We start from the raw sequence: 15,542 nt of genomic DNA, 5'->3' as shown, positions 1-15,542 counted from the left end.
CCAAGATTGCCACCCCCGCACCATCGGCGATGATGACGGGATGCGTCTGAGGATGATGTTCGTCGGTGATTCGATGACCATAGGCCGCGTCGGCGACTACACCTGGCGCTACCGCATGTGGCAGCACCTGGGCGACGGCTGCGAGATCGTCGGGCCGCGCACCGGGCTGTACGAGTCGAGCACGGCGTACGCGGGCCCCGACTTCCCCGCCGTGGCCCGCCGCCATCTGTCGGGCTGGGGCGAGGGCTGGCAGCACATGGCCCCGGTGATCCGCGAGACGGTGGCCGCCCACCGCCCGGACCTCCTGCTCGTCTCCCTCGGCCTGATAGACCTCGGCTTCTACACGGACGCCGAACAGACCGCGCTCCACACCCACCGCTTCCTGACCGAGGCACGCGAGGCCAACCCGCACATCCGCGCGGTGGTGCTCCCGGTGATCCCGAACATCCGCGCCGAGACGGACGCCCCGTTCGCGGCGGAGGTCGCCCACTTCAACGTGCTGCTGGCGAAGACGCTCGCGGACCTGGACGAACCACGCTCCCCCCTCCTGCTGGCCTCGCGGCCCGAGTCGTACGACATCCACACCGATACGTACGACGGCACGCACCCCAACGAGAGCGGCGAACGGAAACTGGCCGGCGCCTTCGCGGACGCGCTGCACCAGGGCTGGGGCGTCGGCGGGCCGTTCGCACCGGAGGAGACCGCGACCCCCCGTTCCCTGCTGGGGGCGTGACAGACGGAGACGGATGTCTCCGCGGGGACCCCGAACCCGCACTCGGGCCGGTCAACTACGTTGGACGCCGCCGGTGGGGGACGACGGCCGGCAACGACGTCAGCAGAATCGGAGAACAGCAATGCGGCACGAGTCGTCCGCCCGGACCGACACATCCGTTACGCCCTCTCTCGCGAGGCCGGCCTCGCGCCGCCGGCTGCTGGGAGTGTCCGGCGCGGCCCTCCTCACAGCGGCGTGCAGCGCCACGGGCAAGCAGCCGAGCGGGAAGGGGAGCAAGCAGCCGGATCCGACGGGCAGCCACGCCCCCACGGGCGAGGCGCCGGACGGCGCGCTCGGGGTCAACTTCAACGAAGACCCGTCCGACATGGACTTCGCCGAGATGAAGGCCCTTTCGGCGAAGTGGGTGCGCGGGTTCGTCCCGATGACGGACGATCTCGACCAGCAGACCGCGACCCAGCAGCGGGCCGTCGCCCGGCTCCTCGACGCGAGCGGGAACGGCTTCAGCACGATCCTCTCGATGAAGTTCCCCTTCCAGACCCACGCCCAGCCGCTGCCCAAGGCGGGCAGCACGGAGATGGAAGCGCAGCTGAAGCGCGTGGACCGGGTGCTGGACGCTGTCATGGGGAAGACGGACATCCTCACCATCGGCAACGAGCCCTTCCTGGAGACCAGGAAGGACGAACGCGACGCGCGGCTCAATGTGTTCTACGAGTACGTCGCCGAACACGTCATCGCCTACCGCAGCAGGAAATTCCCGCAGGGCTGCAAAACCCGCCTGTACATGGGGGCACTCAACCACCTCGACAGGAAGGAAGCGCGCACGCAGGCCACCGAGCGGTGGGTCGCCTTCGTCAACAGGAAGCCGGAGATCGAAGGTCTCGACATCCACCCGCACGTCGACTCCCTTCAGGCGGCGGGCCAGTACGTCCAGTACGTCGTGTCCCGCCTGGACAAGGGCAAGAAGTTCCTCGCCACGGAGTTCTCCCTGGTACTGCTCTGGCAGAAGCACATGGGTGACACGATCCCGGCGGCCTATGCCGAGAAGTACAAGGTGTCCCCGAACACCCGCGTGTGGCAGGTGATCGGTAACGCGATCAAGAAGCCCTTCCCTCAGGAGAGGTGGGACGACTTCCTCACGATGAGTCCGTGGTTCGCATCCAACAAGGACTGTCTGACGCAGCAGGTGCAGATGTTCCGGGAGACCGGGAAGCTCGCGGTGGCCACTTACGGGGTGGTGCAGATCGAATCCATGCAGACGGGCTGGGGCCCCGACAAGATGCCCTGGATCATCAACCCCCTGTACGCGAACCGCACCGTCAGGGAGGAAAACGGAAAGACCGGGCGGACCACCGTCTGGTTCGACTCGTTCCACGGCCTGCAGGATTCCTGAGCGGCTCACCGGTACGGCTCCTGCGCGGGTGCTCGCACGTGACGCTCTCCGCTCTCCCGCCCGACACCGCACGTACGAGGGAGAGCCGGTCCTCCACCTGGCGATCGCCCGCATCAGCCACCGACGACCGATGGCCTCAGACCCCCGTGCTGCCGTCGATCCGCTCGCGGATGAAGTCGGCGTGCCCGTCGTGCCGGGCGTACTCGCCGAGCATGTGGGTGTAGATCCACCGCAGGCTCACCTCGCCGCCCATGAACGGCGCGGTGTCGTCCAGCGACCGCGACGCGCAGTTGACCCGGGCCCGGCTGATCTCGTCCTGCCAGGTGTTCCGGGCGGTCTCGAACGAGCTCTCCCCTGAGAGGCCGAACCCCTCGTCGTGCCCGACCGGTTCGGCCTTCCCGGCGTAGATGGCCGGCGCTTCCTCACCCGTCAGCACACGGCGGAACCAGTTCCGCTCGACCTCCGCCAGATGCTGGACGAGCCCCAGCAGCGTCAGCGGCGAAGGCGCCACGGAGGCCGTGCGCAGCTGCTCCTCCGTGAGGCCCTCGCACTTCATGGCCAGCGTGGCCCGGTAGAAGTCGAGCCAGCTCTCCAGGTTCACGCGCTCGTCGGCGTTCAGGGGCGGCATGGGTCGTTGATCGCTCGTACTCGTCATGAGTCCACAGCCTGCCAGCCCGGTCTGACAACGGGCCGCCGACAACCCGGCGGCCCGCCGTCACCCGGTGGACCTCACCAACGGTGCTCAGGCGTAGAAGTTCCGCTGCCACCGGTGCTTGGCCAGTACGGCGAGCTGGTCCGCGGTGAGCGTCCGGCCGTCGCTCAGGGCCGTGTTGCGCTCCACATTGCGCACGGTCCGCATCCCGGGAATGACGGTGGAGACCGCCGGTGAACTCAGTACGAAACGCAGCGCGGTCTCCGCGATCTCGTCCGGCGCGATACCGAGGTCGGCGACGATCGCCGCCACCCTCTGCTCGACCTGCGCCGGGCGGTCGTCGCGGAAGTACCGGTGGCGCCAGTCGCCCTCCGGGAACGTGCTGTCCGCGGTGATACGGCCGGTGAGACCGCCCTCGTCCAGCGCCACCCGCACGATGACCCCGACACCGTGCTCCTCGCAGGCCGGCAGCAGCGCGTCGGCGGGCGACTGGTCGAAGACGTTGTAGATGACCTGCACGCTGTCCACGGCCCCGCTGCGGACGAGCGCGAGTGCGTTGTCCGGCTCGTGGTCGTTGACGGAGACACCGAACAGGCCGATCTTCCCCTCCTGTTTCAGCGCGGCGATCGTCTCCAGCCAGTCGCCCCGGCCGACCCAGTCGTCGCTCCACACATGGAACTGCAACACGTCGAAGTGGTCCAGGCCGCTGGTCCGCAGACTGGTCTCCAGGGTCTTACGGATGTGCTCACCCGGAAACACCTCGGCCGGGTCAAGACCGGAGGGTGGCGGCCAGACCCCGTTCCTGGGGGGCACCTTGGTCGCGACGCGCACCTCGTCACCGGCCCGCTCACGGACCACACGGCCGACGATCCGCTCGCTCTCACCGTAACCACGCGCGGTATCGATGAAGTTCACACCGAGATCGACGGCCCGGTGCAGGGCGCGGACGGACTCGTCCTCCGTGGCCCCCACCCAGCTGGACTCACCGATGCCCCAGGCGCCGTAACCGATCTCGGACACGGACAGTCCACTGCGTCCCAATGCGCGGTATCGCACCATCATCCCCAACGTCTCGGCGGAAATCCCCCTGACGGTAGGTGACTTGGCCGAGGGATGCAGCTGGTTTTCCCAGCGTCCGGTCATCGCCTCCGGCCAACCGACCGGGCCAACTGTCCGGGCCACCGGTCCGGGCTGGTCTTCCCCACCACCAACCCGTCATCAAGCGGCGCAAGTTCGACAACGACCACAGAGGCTGCTCAGGCATCGCGCCGCGCGGGGTTCCGTCCGTACGTCGGCGGTGGAGTAGGCACGGGCCCAGCCCTCCGGTAGCTCCCGCTCGTCCAAGGCCCGGAAGTAGAGGCTGATGAGGGTGCTGATGTCGAAGTGATCCGCCCGGCTCGTCATGGGCCGATCATGTCGCCCCGGCCGCGCTCGGGGTCGGCGCCGTGCCGGTCGGCGGCGCTCCGTGTGTCAGCTCGGCCGTCGCAGGAAGTCCAGCAGAGCGGCCGTGAGTTCGGCGGGGGCGTCCTCCTGCACGAGGTGGCCCGCGCCCGGGATCGGCTCAAGCCGTGCGCCCGGGATGCGGGCGGCGAGCTCCCGGCCCTTCGCCACGGGAATCCAGGTGTCGTCGTGGCCCCAGCACACCAGCGTCGGGATGCCGATCTCGCCGTACCGGTCCTGCATCTCGTCGGTGTAGCGCTCGTCGGCCTGGGCGATCTGCCGGAACGTCCTGACCGGCGGACATCTCCGATGCCCCGTAACCGGGCATGTCCCACACGAACACCTGGTGGCGGCGGGCGAGTGAGCGGGCGACGGCGCGCCAGACGTACGAGGAGAAGGGCGTGCCGTGCAGCAGGACGACCGGATCGTCACCGGGCGATCCGAGGCGGTCCCACCGGACGTCCCCGGAGGTGCTGCGGAATGTCTCGGTCAGCTGCCATTCGCTCACGGTGCGGTCCCCGAACTCACTTGGAACTCATCCAGTACTCACTGCGAACTCACTGCGAACTCACGTGGCGTCACACCATAGTGATCAGGCCCACCCTCCGCGACCTGGTCCCTGGCCCGCACATCAGGGGCCCGGAGCGGTACCCCGGAAGCCGTCCGGACACCACCTCGGCGGCGAGGGGCGGCCCGCCCTTCGCACCGAACCCATGTGCGGATACTGTGAACAGAATGGGAGTTCACTGATTCAACTGTGAGGAAAGCATGGGGAAGGCCGAAGAGCGCAGCACCCTCTATCACGAGTTCCTCAGACTCGCGGGGCAGGTCGAGCGGCTCCTGACCACCGACCCGGCGCAGACCACCATGAACCCGGACGAACTGGTGCGCTGGAAGAACCTCTGCCGCGAGCCGGAGGCGAAGACCGTCCTCCACCGCCGCGACTCCCTGCTGCTGCCCGGTTCCATACCCCTGTCCGACACCCTCCGCGAGTGGAACGCCCACGCGACGGAAGTACTGCGGACGGCGCCCCAGCAGCCCGCACGCTGAAGCGGCCGGGCACGCCGGCCCGGCCCCACCGCATCTCCCCCGCGCTTCCCCCGCGCTTCCCCGTCGGACGTCCCTCAGGCGCTCCTCGGATACCCCTCGGGCGCCCCGCCCCGGATGGCCCCACGCGTCCTTGATTCGAGCGCACTCCAAGGGGTTGGCTGAGCCTCATGAAGTACACCCAGCTTGGACGCACCGGACTCAAGGTCAGCCGACTGGTCCTCGGCACGATGAACTTCGGGCCGCAGACCACCGAGGCCGACAGCCACACGATCATGGATTCCGCGCTCGCCGCGGGGGTCAACTTCTTCGACACGGCCAATGTCTACGGCTTCGGCGAGAACAAGGGCCGCACCGAGGAGATCCTCGGGACCTGGTTCGCCAAGGGCGGCGAGCGGCGCGACAAGGTCGTGCTCGCCACCAAGATGTACGCGAACATGAGCGCGGACCCCGAGGCGTGGCCCAACCACGACAAGCTCTCGGCGGTCAACATCCGGCGTTCCGTCGACGCCTCGCTGAAGCGGCTCCAGACGGATCACATCGACGTGTACCAGTTCCACCACGTCGACCGGAACACCCCGTTCGAGGAGATCTGGCAGGCGATCGACGTCCTGATCCAGCAGGGCAAGATCCTCTACGCGGGCTCGTCGAACTTCCCCGGCTACAAGATCGCGCAGGCGAACGAGCTGGCCGCCCGCCGTGGTTCGGTCGGGCTCGTCAGCGAGCAGTGCATCTACAACCTCGTGGAGCGCCGCGCGGAGATGGAGGTCATCCCGGCCGCGCAGGAGTACGGCCTCGGGGTCATCCCGTGGTCGCCGCTGCACGGCGGGCTGCTCAGCGGAGCGATCCGCAAGGAGCGCGAGGGCCACACCAGCCGCAGCACGGCGGGCCGCTCGGCGGACGCGCTGGCCGACCAGGCCCTGCGGGCGAAGGTCCAGGCGTACGAGGACCTGCTCGACAAGCACGGCCTGGAGCCGGGCGAGGTCGGCCTGGCCTGGCTGCTGACCCGGCCGGGCGTGACGGGTCCGATCGTCGGCCCGCGCACGTCGGAACAGCTGGATTCGGCGCTGCGCGCGATCGAGCTGGAGCTTCCGGAGGCCGTGGTGTCCGGGGTCGAGGAGATCTTCCCCGGTCCTGGCCCGTCACCGGAGGCATTCGCCTGGTAGGAACGCACGCTTGGGGGCGGGCGCACACGGACCTGGACCACGCCTGACCCGGGTCACGGCCTGCCTGCCCGGGGCACGTCCCGCCCGGCCGCGCCCGCGAAGTCGCGTCGTGGCGGCCGCCGTCACTGTCCGACGGCGGCCGCCACGGCGACGACGACGAACAGCAGCACAAGCACACCGGCCATGATCCGGTTCCTGGTTTTCGGGTCCACGCTCCGAGGTTACTTGCCGGGCCCCAGCGGCCAGGCGGCGACCACCTCGTACCGGGGCTGCCACCCGCTCCGTACGAGGGCCAGTTCCCGCACGGTCCACGGGCTGCTCACGAAGCCCGTCAGGGTCTCCGCGTACGGATCGAGGCCGGTCCGGCCGTCGCCGCGGGCGAGCGTGAGATGAGGCACGTACGGGTGCTCCCGCTCCATGGGCACGCCCGCATCCCGCGCCGCCGCCTCCACCCCGGCAGCCAGCCGCCCCACCGCGTCCACGCCCCCGGCGGCACCCGCCCACAGCGCCCGGTCCCCGAACCGGCCGCCACCGGCGATCCGCAGCGTGAAGGGCGCGTGGTCCCGGGCGGCCGGCGCGAGCCGCGCTTCCACGGCGGGCACGAGAGCGTCGTCCACCTCGCCCAGAAAGGCGAGCGTGAAGTGCCAGCCGGGCCGCTCGGTCCAGCGCAGCCGGCCGGCGCCGGGCAGCGCCCGCGCCCGGTCGACCAGCGCCCCGAGCTGTTGGGCCGCCTCCGGCGGGGGCAGCAGTGCCACGAAGAGCCTCATGCGGACAGTGTCCCGGGTGGCCGGCCGGGCCCGGCCCGTTCCCGGCGTACCTCCGTCACCGTGCGTATCGTTGTACCGCGCGACTGCCCGCACCCTGCGGCAGTGGGGAGGAGCGCCACCATGACCGTCGTCGACGACAGGATCGAGATGGCCGACAGCCTGGACCTGCTCTTCGAGCAGCTGGAGTCCGCCCCCGAGGGCTACCACGTCGAGATTGTCGGGGGAACCATCCACATGTCGCCGCAGCGGGACGCGCACTGGCAGATCATCCGCAGGATCGTGCGGGCCCTGGAGGACGCGTTCGGGATGGACGTCAAGGTCACGTCCGACGTCCGGATCGACTTCCCCGGCCATCTGAACGGCTTCGCCCCCGACGTGGCCAAGCTGCGGGCCGAGGCGGTGAAGGACGCCCGGGGCCGCTGGCGGTACCAGGACGTCGAGCTGATCGCCGAGGTGATCTCGGAGGGCACAGCCGCCAACGACTACGGTCCCAAGAAGGCCGCCTACGCCGCCGCCGAAGTCCCCGTCTATCTGATCGCCGACCCGTACACCGGCGTCTGCCATGTCTTCACGTATCCCAAGGACGGCGAATACCACGGCACCGTGACGCTCGACTTCGGCTACCCCGTCGACCTCACCGGCACCGTCATCGGCCTCACCCTGGAGACCGGCGACTTCCCCCGCGACTGAGACCCGGGGACTGACCCGCGGGGGCTGACACGCGGGGCTGAGGCCCAGGGCTGAGAATCGCGGCTGAGACCGGTCCGGCCCGGCGGGCCCGCGTACGGGCCCGGCCCGTTCCCGGCGTACCTCCGTCACCGTGCGTATCGTTGTACCGCGCGACTGCCCGCACCCTGCGGCAGTGGGGAGGAGCGCCACCATGACCGTCGTCGACGACAGGATCGAGATGGCCGACACCAGCGACGAGCGCACTCTGGACTCGATGTTCGAGTGGCTTGAGCCGACCCCCGAGGGATACAAGGTCGAGATCGTCGGGGGGAACATCTTCATGTCACCGCAGCGGGACACCCACTGGGACATCATCCTGGACATCGTCGAGCAGCTGCGTGCCGCGTACCCCCGGCAGCGGGTGAAGTCCGATGTACGCATCGACTTCCCCGGGCTGCTGAACGGCTTCGCCTCGGACGTCGTCGCTCTCGTGGAGGGGGCCGTCAAGGACGAGAAGGGGCACTGGCGCTACCAGGACATCGAGTTCGTCGCCGAGGTGATCTCCAAGAACACCGCCGCCAACGACTACGGGCCGAAGAAGGCCACCTATGCCACCGCCGGTGTTCCGGTGTACGTCATCGCCGACCCGTACACCGGCAGGTGGCATCTGCACACGCTGCCCAAGGACGACGAGTACCACGGCACCGTGACGCTCGACTTCGGCTACCCGATCGACCTCACCGGCACCGCCGTCGGCCTCACCCTGGAGACCGGCGACTTCCCCCGCGACTGAGACCCGGGGGCTGAGTCCCGGGGCTGAGAAGCAGGGTTGAGGACGACCTCGGTCGAGACCGGTCCCGCGGGCCGGGGCTGTCCGCCCCGGCCCGTTCGCGGAACCGTCCGGGCTCACGCCGCCGTGGCGAGCTGTTCGCGCGGGACGAAGCCCACGTGACGGCGGCCGCGCCTGAGGTCGACCTCCAGGCGGAGGTTGGCCGCGCGGGCCAGCATCAGGCCGACGCCCATCGCCGCCAGTGCGCAGATCGCGCCGCCCAGCGTGAAGCTCACGCGGACCCCGTACGAGTCGGTGAGCCAGCCGAAGAGCGGGCCGCCCAGCGGTGTACCGCCGGTGAAGACCATCATGAACAGGCTCATCACCCGGCCCCGCATCTCCGGTTCGGTGCCCATCTGCACCGAGGAGTTGGCGGTGACGTTGACCGTCAGACCGAGGATGCCGATCACGGTGATCAGCGGGACGAACATCCAGATCGACGGGGACCAGGCGGTGATGACCTGGAGAGCGCCGAAGACGATCGCGGCTCCGACCAGGATGCGCAGCCGCGACGCGCCCCGCCGGGCCGCGAGCAGGGCTCCGACCAGCGAGCCGATGGCCATCAGGGTGTTGAAGAGGCCGTACATCCCGACGCCGCCGTGGAACGTGTCGTTGGCGAACGCGCTGAGCCAGATCGGGAAGTTGAAGCCGAAGGTCCCCACGAAGCCGACCAGGACGATCGGCCAGATCAGATCGGGGTGCTTCGAGACGTAGTTCAGGCCCTCGCGGAGCTGGCCCTTGCCTCGCCGGGTGCGGAAGGTGTGGTGCAGCTCGCTGCTGCGCATCAGCAGCAGCCCGGTGAGCGGGGCGAGGAAGGAGAGGCCGTTGGCGAGGAAGGCCCAGCCGGGGCCGACGGCCGCGGTGAGTCCACTCGCGACGGCGGGGCCGATGAGCCGGGCGGACTGGAAGTTCGCCGAGTTCAGGCTGACGGCGTTGCGGACCTGGTCCGGGCCGACCATCTCGGAGACGAAGGACTGCCGGGTCGGGTTGTCGATGACGGTGACCAGGCCGGTGAAGAAGGCGGTCACGTACACGTGCCAGACCTCGACGTTGCCCGTGAGGGTCATCGCGGCGAGGAAGAGACCGCCGATGCTCATCGCGCCCTGGGTACAGAAGAGCAGCTTCCGCTTGGAGAAGCGGTCGGCTATGACTCCGCCGTACAGGCCGAAGAGCAGCATCGGCAGGAACTGCATCGCCGTCGTGATGCCGACCGCGGCGGACGATCCCGTGATGCTCAGGACCAGCCAGTCCTGGGTGATGCGCGCCATCCATGTGCCGGTGTTGGACACGACGGCGCCGGTGGCGAAAAGCCGGTAATTACGGATCTTCAACGAGCTGAACATCGAAGTCCGGGTAGCAGTTTCTTGCGGTGCGGGGGCGGAGTCTGCTCCGGGTCCCGAACTCAACAGTGGTCGCCTCCTGGGCGTAGACATGGCGTGGACATCGCGTGGACAAGGTCACCGGGTGACCGCGTACAGGGCGGGGGTCAGAGCTGGGCGAGTTTCTCCAGGACGGGGGCGGCGGCACGCAGCTTCACCCAGTCGTCCTCGTTCAGCCCCTCGGCCAGCTCGGCCAGCCAGACATTGCGGCGCCGCCGGCTCTCCACGAGCATCGCCTGCGCCTCCTCGGTCTGGCTGACGACCTTCTGTCTGCGGTCGTCGGGGTGTGGTTCCAGCCTGACCAGGCCCTTGGCCTCCAGGAGCGCCACGATGCGAGTCATCGAGGGCGGCTGCACATGCTCCTTGCGGGCCAGCTCACCGGGGGTGGCGGAGCCGCAGCGGGCGAGGGTGGCGAGCACCGACATCTCGGTCGGGCTCAGGGACTCGTCGACACGCTGGTGCTTGAGCCGACGGCTCAGGCGCATCACGGTGGAGCGCAGTGAGTCGACGGCGGCAGCCTTGTCGGCGGGCGAAAGGTCAGGCATGTTCGTTAGCGTAACTCATTACCTATGCTAAAGACCAACCCGGTATGCCATCCGGTGAGCGAGATCACCCGTACGAGTGAGAAGAGGCGCGAAAGTGACGCGCAACGGCGGCGGGTCCCACGACGCTGTCGGGTATGGGATCGAACGTGCTCAGCCTGCGCATAGACGGGGAGCTGCTCTCCCGTCTCCGGAACCACGCGGCCAAACGCGGAATGAGCGTCCAGGACTACGTGGTCCGGACGCTCATTCGCGACGACTTCGACGAACGGTTCCAATCGGCCGTCGACGAGACGGAGAGGTTCTACGGGCGTACCTAGACGCGGATACGGGGGCGGGCCCGGGTTCTCACCCGGGCGGGCCGGGCATCACGTCAGGCCGAGGGCCGGCATCGCGTAGTAGAAGACGAAGACCAGCGACACGATGTACATCGCGGCCGGCACCTGGCGCCAGCGCCCGACGGCGATCCGCAGGACGGTGAACGAGATGAAGCCGATCCCGATGCCGTTGGTGATCGAGTAGGTGAACGGCATCATCACCATCGCCAGGAACGCCGGGATCGCGATGGTGAAGTCGGACCAGTCGATGTCCCTGACCGAGCCCGCCAGGATCAGGAAGCCCACCGCGAGCAGCGCCGGGGTGGCCGCCTGCGAGGGGACCATGGTCGCGATCGGGGTGAGGAACAGCGCCACCGTGAAGAGCAGACCCGTCACGACACTCGCCAGCCCGGTCCGGGCGCCCTCGCCGACCCCTGCCGTGGACTCCACGAAGCAGGTGTTGGCGGAGGACGAGGTCGCGCCGCCCGCGGCGACCGCGATGCCGTCCACGAACAGCACCCGGTTGATGCCGGGGAAGGTGCCGTCCGGCTTCGTCAGCTTCGCCTCGTCGCCGACGCCGAGGATGGTGCCCATGGCGTCGAAGAAGGACGAGAGCAGCACGGTGAAGACGAAGAGGATGCCGGTCAGCACGCCGACCTTGTGGAATCCGCCGAACAGGCTGACCTGACCGACCAGACCGAAGTCCGGCGACGCCACCGGGTTGCCCGGCCAGTGCGGGGTGGTCAGGCCCCAGCTCGGGACCGTCGCCACGGCGTCGACGATCACCGCGGCGATCGTCATCGCGACGATGGAGATCAGGATCGCGCCGGACACCTTGCGGACGATCAGCGCCAGGGTCAGCAGCACGCCGACCACGAAGATCAGGATCGGCCAGCCGTGCAGATGGCCGTCCGAGCCGAGCTGGAGCGGGACCGTGGTGTGCGCGGCGTCCGGGACGCGGGAGACGAAGCCCGAGTCCACCAGGCCGATCAGCAGGATGAAGAAGCCGATGCCGATCGCGATGCCCTTGCGCAGGCTGAGCGGGACGGCGTTCATCACGCGTTCCCGCAGCCCCGTGGCGACCAGCAGCATCACGACGATGCCCGCCAGGACGACCATGCCCATCGCGTCCGGCCAGGTCATCCGCGGTGCGAGCTGGAGGGCGACGACCGTGTTCACCCCGAGTCCGGCCGCCAGCGCGATCGGCACGTTGCCGATGACGCCCATGAGCAGCGTGGAGAAAGCGGCGGTCAGCACGGTGGCGGTGACCAGCTGACCGCTGTTGAGCTGGTGCCCGTTCATGTCGTGCGCGCTGCCCAGGATGATCGGGTTCAGCACGATGATGTAGGCCATCGCGAAGAAGGTCGCGAAACCGCCGCGGATCTCACGGGCGACGCTTGAGCCGCGCTCGGTGATCTTGAAATAGCGGTCAAAGGCATTCTGCGGCCCGCCGGATGGCGATGGTGGAACAGCGTCGACCGGAGCGGTGGCCGAGGGTGACATGCGCGCGACCTCAAATGTCATCTGATGAGAAACGGCCATATTTGGACGTTTAAACGAAAGGAACGAGCCAATCGAAGGCCGTTTCAGTATGAATACATAAGTCGAAGATCGCTATCTCCGCGCGTAGAGCCTTGGGCCACCTGGCCCGCCGCGGTCGCGCACTCCCCCGCATAGACTGTCGGCCATGGCGAAGTGGACACCAGCACATGAGGCACCCGAGCCCCTGGAGGGGCCCGTCGTCGCCACCGTCACCGGCGGCACGATCATCTGGTTCGTCCTCTTCCTGGTGCAGCTGCCCTTCTACGGCTGGTTCGACGACCACGGACATCTGTGGTGGCTCTGGACCTGCGCGGCCGGCGGCGCCCTCGGGCTCGTCGGGGTCTGGTACGCACGGGGGCGCGACGCGGCACTCAAGCGCGCGGCGGACCGGGCGGAGACCGGCGAGGGGCCGGGCGCCACGTCCGGCTCCGCGTAGAGCGCTCCGCGTAGAGCGCTCCGCGTAGGGCGCGCCCCCCAGGGCGCTCCTCCCGAGGGCTGATCTTCCGGTATCTCGCCGGGTAAACGTGTGGTTCTGGCCTTAACGTCGGATCCATGACGCAAGGGCCGGATATCGACGCGGGGTCCGAGCTGGACCCCGTCCACCCCGTCGAGCTGCCGCACCCGGCCCGCGCGACCGGGCTGACCACCGCCGAAGTGGCCGAACGGGTGGCCAACGGCGAGGTCAACGACGTACCCGTACGGTCCAGCCGGTCCACCGCCGACATCGTCCGGGCCAACGTCTTCACCCGGTTCAACGCGATCATCGGCGTGCTCTGGGTGATCATGCTGTTCGTCGCCCCGGTCCAGGACAGCCTCTTCGGCTACGTGATCATCGCCAACACCGGCATCGGCATCATCCAGGAGCACCGCGCCAAGAAGACCCTCGACGGACTCGCGGTGATCGGCGAGGCCAAGCCGACCGTACGGCGGGACGGGAAGGCGGGCGAGGTCTCCACCTCCGAACTGGTCCTCGGCGACCTCATCGAACTGGGCCCGGGCGACAAGGTCGTCGTGGACGGCGAGACCGTCGAGGCCGAGGGTCTTGAGATCGACGAGTCGCTGCTCACCGGCGAGGCCGAGCCGGTGCACAAGAAGCCCGGGGACCCGGTGATGTCGGGCAGTTTCGTCGTCGCGGGCGGCGGGGCGTTCACCGCCACCCGGGTCGGCCGGGAGGCGTACGCGGCGCAGCTCGCCGACGAGGCGTCCCGCTTCACGCTCGTCCACTCCGAGCTGCGCAGCGGCATCTCCACCATCCTCAAGTACGTGACCTGGATGATGGTCCCGACCGCGGCCGGGCTCATCGTCAGCCAGCTGGTGCACGAGCGGCACGACCTCAAGGACTCCATCGCCAGGACCGTCGGCGGTATCACCCCGATGATCCCCGAGGGGCTCGTCCTGCTCACCTCCATCGCCTTCGCCATCGGCGTCATCCGGCTCGGCCGCCAGCAGTGCCTCGTGCAGGAACTCCCCGCGATCGAGGGGCTCGCCCGGGTCGACGTGGTCTGCCTGGACAAGACCGGGACACTCACCGAGGGCGGGATGAACGTCACCGGGCTGCGGGCCCTGGGCGGGGCGGACGAGACGTACGTACGGCAGGTGCTCGGCGCGTTCGGCGCGTCCGACCCGCGGCCCAACGCGAGCCTCCAGGCGGTCGTCGACGCCTACCCGGACACCTCGGGCTGGCGCTGCACCCGGGCGCTGCCCTTCTCGTCGGCCCGCAAGTACAGCGGGGCCGCCTTCGGCGAGGGGGACGGCGAGTCGTCCGCCTGGCTGCTCGGCGCCCCCGATGTGCTGCTGCCGGAGGGGGACCCGGCGCTCCAGGAGGTCGGCCGGCTCAACGAGGAGGGGCTGCGCGTGCTGCTCCTCGCACGGGTGGCGGGCGGGCTCGACGACGGCGAAGCGCACGCGGAGGAGGACGGCGGCAGCGACCTGGACAAGGTGGTGGCCGGGGCGCAGCCCACCGCGCTGGTGGTGCTCGAACAGCGGCTGCGGCCCGAGGCGGCCGACACCCTGGCCTACTTCGCCGACCAGGACGTCGCCGCCAAAGTGATCTCCGGCGACAACGCGGTGTCGGTGGGGGCGGTGGCCGCGAAACTGGGCCTGCCCGGCGCCACGGACACCGTCGACGCCCGTCAGCTGCCCACCGGCCAGGAGGAGATGGCGGAAGCGCTGGACTCCCACTCCGTCTTCGGCCGGGTCTCGCCGCAGCAGAAGCGCGACATGGTCGCGGCGCTCCAGTCGCGCGGTCACACGGTCGCGATGACCGGGGACGGCGTCAACGACGTACTGGCCCTGAAGGACGCCGACATCGGCGTGAGCATGGGCTCGGGCTCGGAGGCGACCCGGGCGGTCGCGCAGATCGTGCTGCTCAACAACAGCTTCGCGACGCTGCCCTCGGTCGTCGCCGAGGGCCGCCGGGTCATCGGGAACGTCACCCGGGTGGCGACGCTCTTCCTGGTCAAGACGGTCTACTCGGTGCTGCTGGCCATCCTGGTGTCCTGCTTCCAGATCGAGTACCCTTTCCTGCCACGGCACTTGACCATGCTCTCCACGCTGACGATCGGCATCCCGGCCTTCTTCCTGGCCCTGGCCCCGAACAAGGAGCGGGCGAAGCCGCACTTCGTACGGCGGGTGCTGCGGTACTCGATCCCGTGCGGCATCATCGCGGCGGTCGCCACCTTCGCGGCGTACCTGGTCGCCCGGCACTACTACGTGGGGGCCGGGTCCCTGGACGCCGAGACGAGCGTCGCGACCCTGACCCTGTTCCTGGTCTCGATGTGGGTCCTGGCGATCATCGCCCGCCCGTACACCTGGTGGCGGGTCTGTCTGGTGCTGGCGATGGCCGGGGCGTTCGTGCTGGTCATGGTGGTCCCCGCGCTCCAGCACTTCTTCGCGCTGAAGCTGGTGGGGGAGGCCATGCCGTGGATGGGCGTAGGGATCGCGGCGGTCGCGTCGGCAGGTGTCGAAGTGGTCTGGCGATGGGTCGACCGCCACTACCCGGGCTGACCGGCCGGGTCGACCACCGGGGCGACCACACGCGCCGACCGGCCGAGTCGACCACCGGGCCTG

General features: G+C 69.2%; 15 protein-coding genes and 1 pseudogene. 9 read left to right on the top strand and 7 right to left on the bottom strand.

The genetic code is table 11. The features are described 5' to 3' along the window. The first annotated feature begins 40 nt into the window (after positions 1 to 40). Both OG285_RS19925 and OG285_RS19920 read left to right on the top strand, forming a co-directional pair. Positions 41 to 733, top strand: coding sequence for a GDSL-type esterase/lipase family protein (locus OG285_RS19925; RefSeq protein WP_371791741.1), 693 nt, complete (start codon positions 41 to 43; stop codon positions 731 to 733). Between the two features lie 121 nt (positions 734 to 854). Beyond that, entirely contained in the window at positions 855 to 2,123 is a 1,269-nt protein-coding gene (locus tag OG285_RS19920) for a hypothetical protein (protein ID WP_371791740.1), read from the top strand. 136 nt (positions 2,124 to 2,259) lie between these two features. Here OG285_RS19920 and OG285_RS19915 read toward each other — a convergent pair whose 3' ends face one another. From OG285_RS19915 to OG285_RS19905, 3 genes and pseudogenes are all read right to left on the bottom strand, one after another. Then, complete coding sequence (locus OG285_RS19915; RefSeq protein WP_371791739.1) at positions 2,260 to 2,751, bottom strand: DinB family protein; 492 nt, start codon at positions 2,749 to 2,751, stop codon at positions 2,260 to 2,262. 114 nt (positions 2,752 to 2,865) lie between these two features. Then, entirely contained in the window at positions 2,866 to 3,831 is a 966-nt protein-coding gene (locus tag OG285_RS19910) for an aldo/keto reductase (protein ID WP_371793568.1), read from the bottom strand. Positions 3,832 to 4,245: 414 nt separating this feature from the next. After that, a pseudogene (locus OG285_RS19905) lies at positions 4,246 to 4,723 on the bottom strand (alpha/beta fold hydrolase). A 260-nt stretch (positions 4,724 to 4,983) separates the two neighbouring features. Between OG285_RS19905 and OG285_RS19900 the strand changes: the two are divergent. Together OG285_RS19900 and OG285_RS19895 are read left to right on the top strand one after the other, a co-directional pair. Next, positions 4,984 to 5,265 (top strand): hypothetical protein, encoded by a 282-nt coding sequence (locus OG285_RS19900; protein WP_356827946.1) that lies wholly within the window; start codon positions 4,984 to 4,986, stop codon positions 5,263 to 5,265. Between the two features lie 167 nt (positions 5,266 to 5,432). Continuing rightward, positions 5,433 to 6,428, top strand: a complete 996-nt coding sequence (locus OG285_RS19895; protein WP_356827944.1) for an aldo/keto reductase — start codon at positions 5,433 to 5,435, stop codon at positions 6,426 to 6,428. Between the two features lie 221 nt (positions 6,429 to 6,649). Here the strand turns inward: OG285_RS19895 and thpR are convergent, their stop codons facing one another. Beyond that, positions 6,650 to 7,195 carry an RNA 2',3'-cyclic phosphodiesterase gene (thpR, locus tag OG285_RS19890; RefSeq protein WP_371791738.1) on the bottom strand — a complete coding sequence of 182 codons (546 nt, stop codon included), beginning with the start codon at positions 7,193 to 7,195 and terminating at the stop codon, positions 6,650 to 6,652. 120 nt (positions 7,196 to 7,315) lie between these two features. Here thpR and OG285_RS19885 point away from each other — a divergent pair, with 120 nt between their 5' ends. Then, positions 7,316 to 7,885 carry a Uma2 family endonuclease gene (locus OG285_RS19885; protein ID WP_371791737.1) on the top strand — a complete coding sequence of 190 codons (570 nt, stop codon included), beginning with the start codon at positions 7,316 to 7,318 and terminating at the stop codon, positions 7,883 to 7,885. Between the two features lie 190 nt (positions 7,886 to 8,075). Continuing rightward, positions 8,076 to 8,657 carry a Uma2 family endonuclease gene (locus tag OG285_RS19880; protein ID WP_356827940.1) on the top strand — a complete coding sequence of 194 codons (582 nt, stop codon included), beginning with the start codon at positions 8,076 to 8,078 and terminating at the stop codon, positions 8,655 to 8,657. Positions 8,658 to 8,770: 113 nt separating this feature from the next. Here OG285_RS19880 and OG285_RS19875 read toward each other — a convergent pair whose 3' ends face one another. Then, entirely contained in the window at positions 8,771 to 10,099 is a 1,329-nt protein-coding gene (locus OG285_RS19875; protein ID WP_356827938.1) for an MFS transporter, read from the bottom strand. Between the two features lie 80 nt (positions 10,100 to 10,179). Then, positions 10,180 to 10,617, bottom strand: a complete 438-nt coding sequence (locus tag OG285_RS19870) for a MarR family transcriptional regulator (RefSeq protein ID WP_356827936.1) — start codon at positions 10,615 to 10,617, stop codon at positions 10,180 to 10,182. A 134-nt stretch (positions 10,618 to 10,751) separates the two neighbouring features. Between OG285_RS19870 and OG285_RS19865 the strand changes: the two genes are divergently transcribed. Beyond that, positions 10,752 to 10,934 (top strand): ribbon-helix-helix protein, CopG family, encoded by a 183-nt coding sequence (locus tag OG285_RS19865; RefSeq protein ID WP_356827934.1) that lies wholly within the window; start codon positions 10,752 to 10,754, stop codon positions 10,932 to 10,934. A 48-nt stretch (positions 10,935 to 10,982) separates the two neighbouring features. Here OG285_RS19865 and OG285_RS19860 read toward each other — a convergent pair whose 3' ends face one another. Next, the gene (locus tag OG285_RS19860; RefSeq protein WP_356827932.1) at positions 10,983 to 12,434 is read right to left on the bottom strand and encodes an NCS2 family permease; all 1,452 of its coding nucleotides are present in this window, start codon (positions 12,432 to 12,434) and stop codon (positions 10,983 to 10,985) included. Positions 12,435 to 12,618: 184 nt separating this feature from the next. On the opposite strand from OG285_RS19860, the gene OG285_RS19855 reads away from it, so the two are divergent. Both OG285_RS19855 and OG285_RS19850 read left to right on the top strand, forming a co-directional pair. Then, positions 12,619 to 12,909: a DUF2530 domain-containing protein gene (locus OG285_RS19855; RefSeq protein ID WP_356827930.1), complete on the top strand. Its 291-nt coding sequence runs from the start codon at positions 12,619 to 12,621 to the stop codon at positions 12,907 to 12,909. Between the two features lie 116 nt (positions 12,910 to 13,025). Then, positions 13,026 to 15,479 (top strand): HAD-IC family P-type ATPase, encoded by a 2,454-nt coding sequence (locus OG285_RS19850; protein WP_356827928.1) that lies wholly within the window; start codon positions 13,026 to 13,028, stop codon positions 15,477 to 15,479. Positions 15,480 to 15,542: the final 63 nt, after the last annotated feature.

This window comes from Streptomyces sp. NBC_01471 (assembly GCF_041438865.1).
GTDB lineage: Bacteria > Actinomycetota > Actinomycetes > Streptomycetales > Streptomycetaceae > Streptomyces.
The sequence above is the reverse complement of the archived record's forward strand: the minus strand, read 5'-3'. Positions and strand labels throughout refer to the sequence as shown.

What these genes read in the sequence shown, in the direction of transcription:
- OG285_RS19885 (WP_371791737.1), top strand. Translation starts at nt 7,316, where the DNA reads ATGACCGTCGTCGACGACAGGATCGAGATGGCCGACAGCCTGGACCTG.
- OG285_RS19870 (WP_356827936.1), bottom strand. Translation starts at nt 10,617, where the DNA reads ATGCCTGACCTTTCGCCCGCCGACAAGGCTGCCGCCGTCGACTCACTG.
- OG285_RS19920 (WP_371791740.1), top strand. Translation starts at nt 855, where the DNA reads ATGCGGCACGAGTCGTCCGCCCGGACCGACACATCCGTTACGCCCTCT.
- OG285_RS19860 (WP_356827932.1), bottom strand. Translation starts at nt 12,434, where the DNA reads ATGTCACCCTCGGCCACCGCTCCGGTCGACGCTGTTCCACCATCGCCA.
- OG285_RS19880 (WP_356827940.1), top strand. Translation starts at nt 8,076, where the DNA reads ATGACCGTCGTCGACGACAGGATCGAGATGGCCGACACCAGCGACGAG.
- OG285_RS19925 (WP_371791741.1), top strand. Translation starts at nt 41, where the DNA reads ATGCGTCTGAGGATGATGTTCGTCGGTGATTCGATGACCATAGGCCGC.
- thpR (WP_371791738.1), bottom strand. Translation starts at nt 7,195, where the DNA reads ATGAGGCTCTTCGTGGCACTGCTGCCCCCGCCGGAGGCGGCCCAACAG.
- OG285_RS19850 (WP_356827928.1), top strand. Translation starts at nt 13,026, where the DNA reads ATGACGCAAGGGCCGGATATCGACGCGGGGTCCGAGCTGGACCCCGTC.
- OG285_RS19865 (WP_356827934.1), top strand. Translation starts at nt 10,752, where the DNA reads ATGGGATCGAACGTGCTCAGCCTGCGCATAGACGGGGAGCTGCTCTCC.
- OG285_RS19895 (WP_356827944.1), top strand. Translation starts at nt 5,433, where the DNA reads ATGAAGTACACCCAGCTTGGACGCACCGGACTCAAGGTCAGCCGACTG.
- OG285_RS19900 (WP_356827946.1), top strand. Translation starts at nt 4,984, where the DNA reads ATGGGGAAGGCCGAAGAGCGCAGCACCCTCTATCACGAGTTCCTCAGA.
- OG285_RS19855 (WP_356827930.1), top strand. Translation starts at nt 12,619, where the DNA reads ATGGCGAAGTGGACACCAGCACATGAGGCACCCGAGCCCCTGGAGGGG.
- OG285_RS19915 (WP_371791739.1), bottom strand. Translation starts at nt 2,751, where the DNA reads ATGCCGCCCCTGAACGCCGACGAGCGCGTGAACCTGGAGAGCTGGCTC.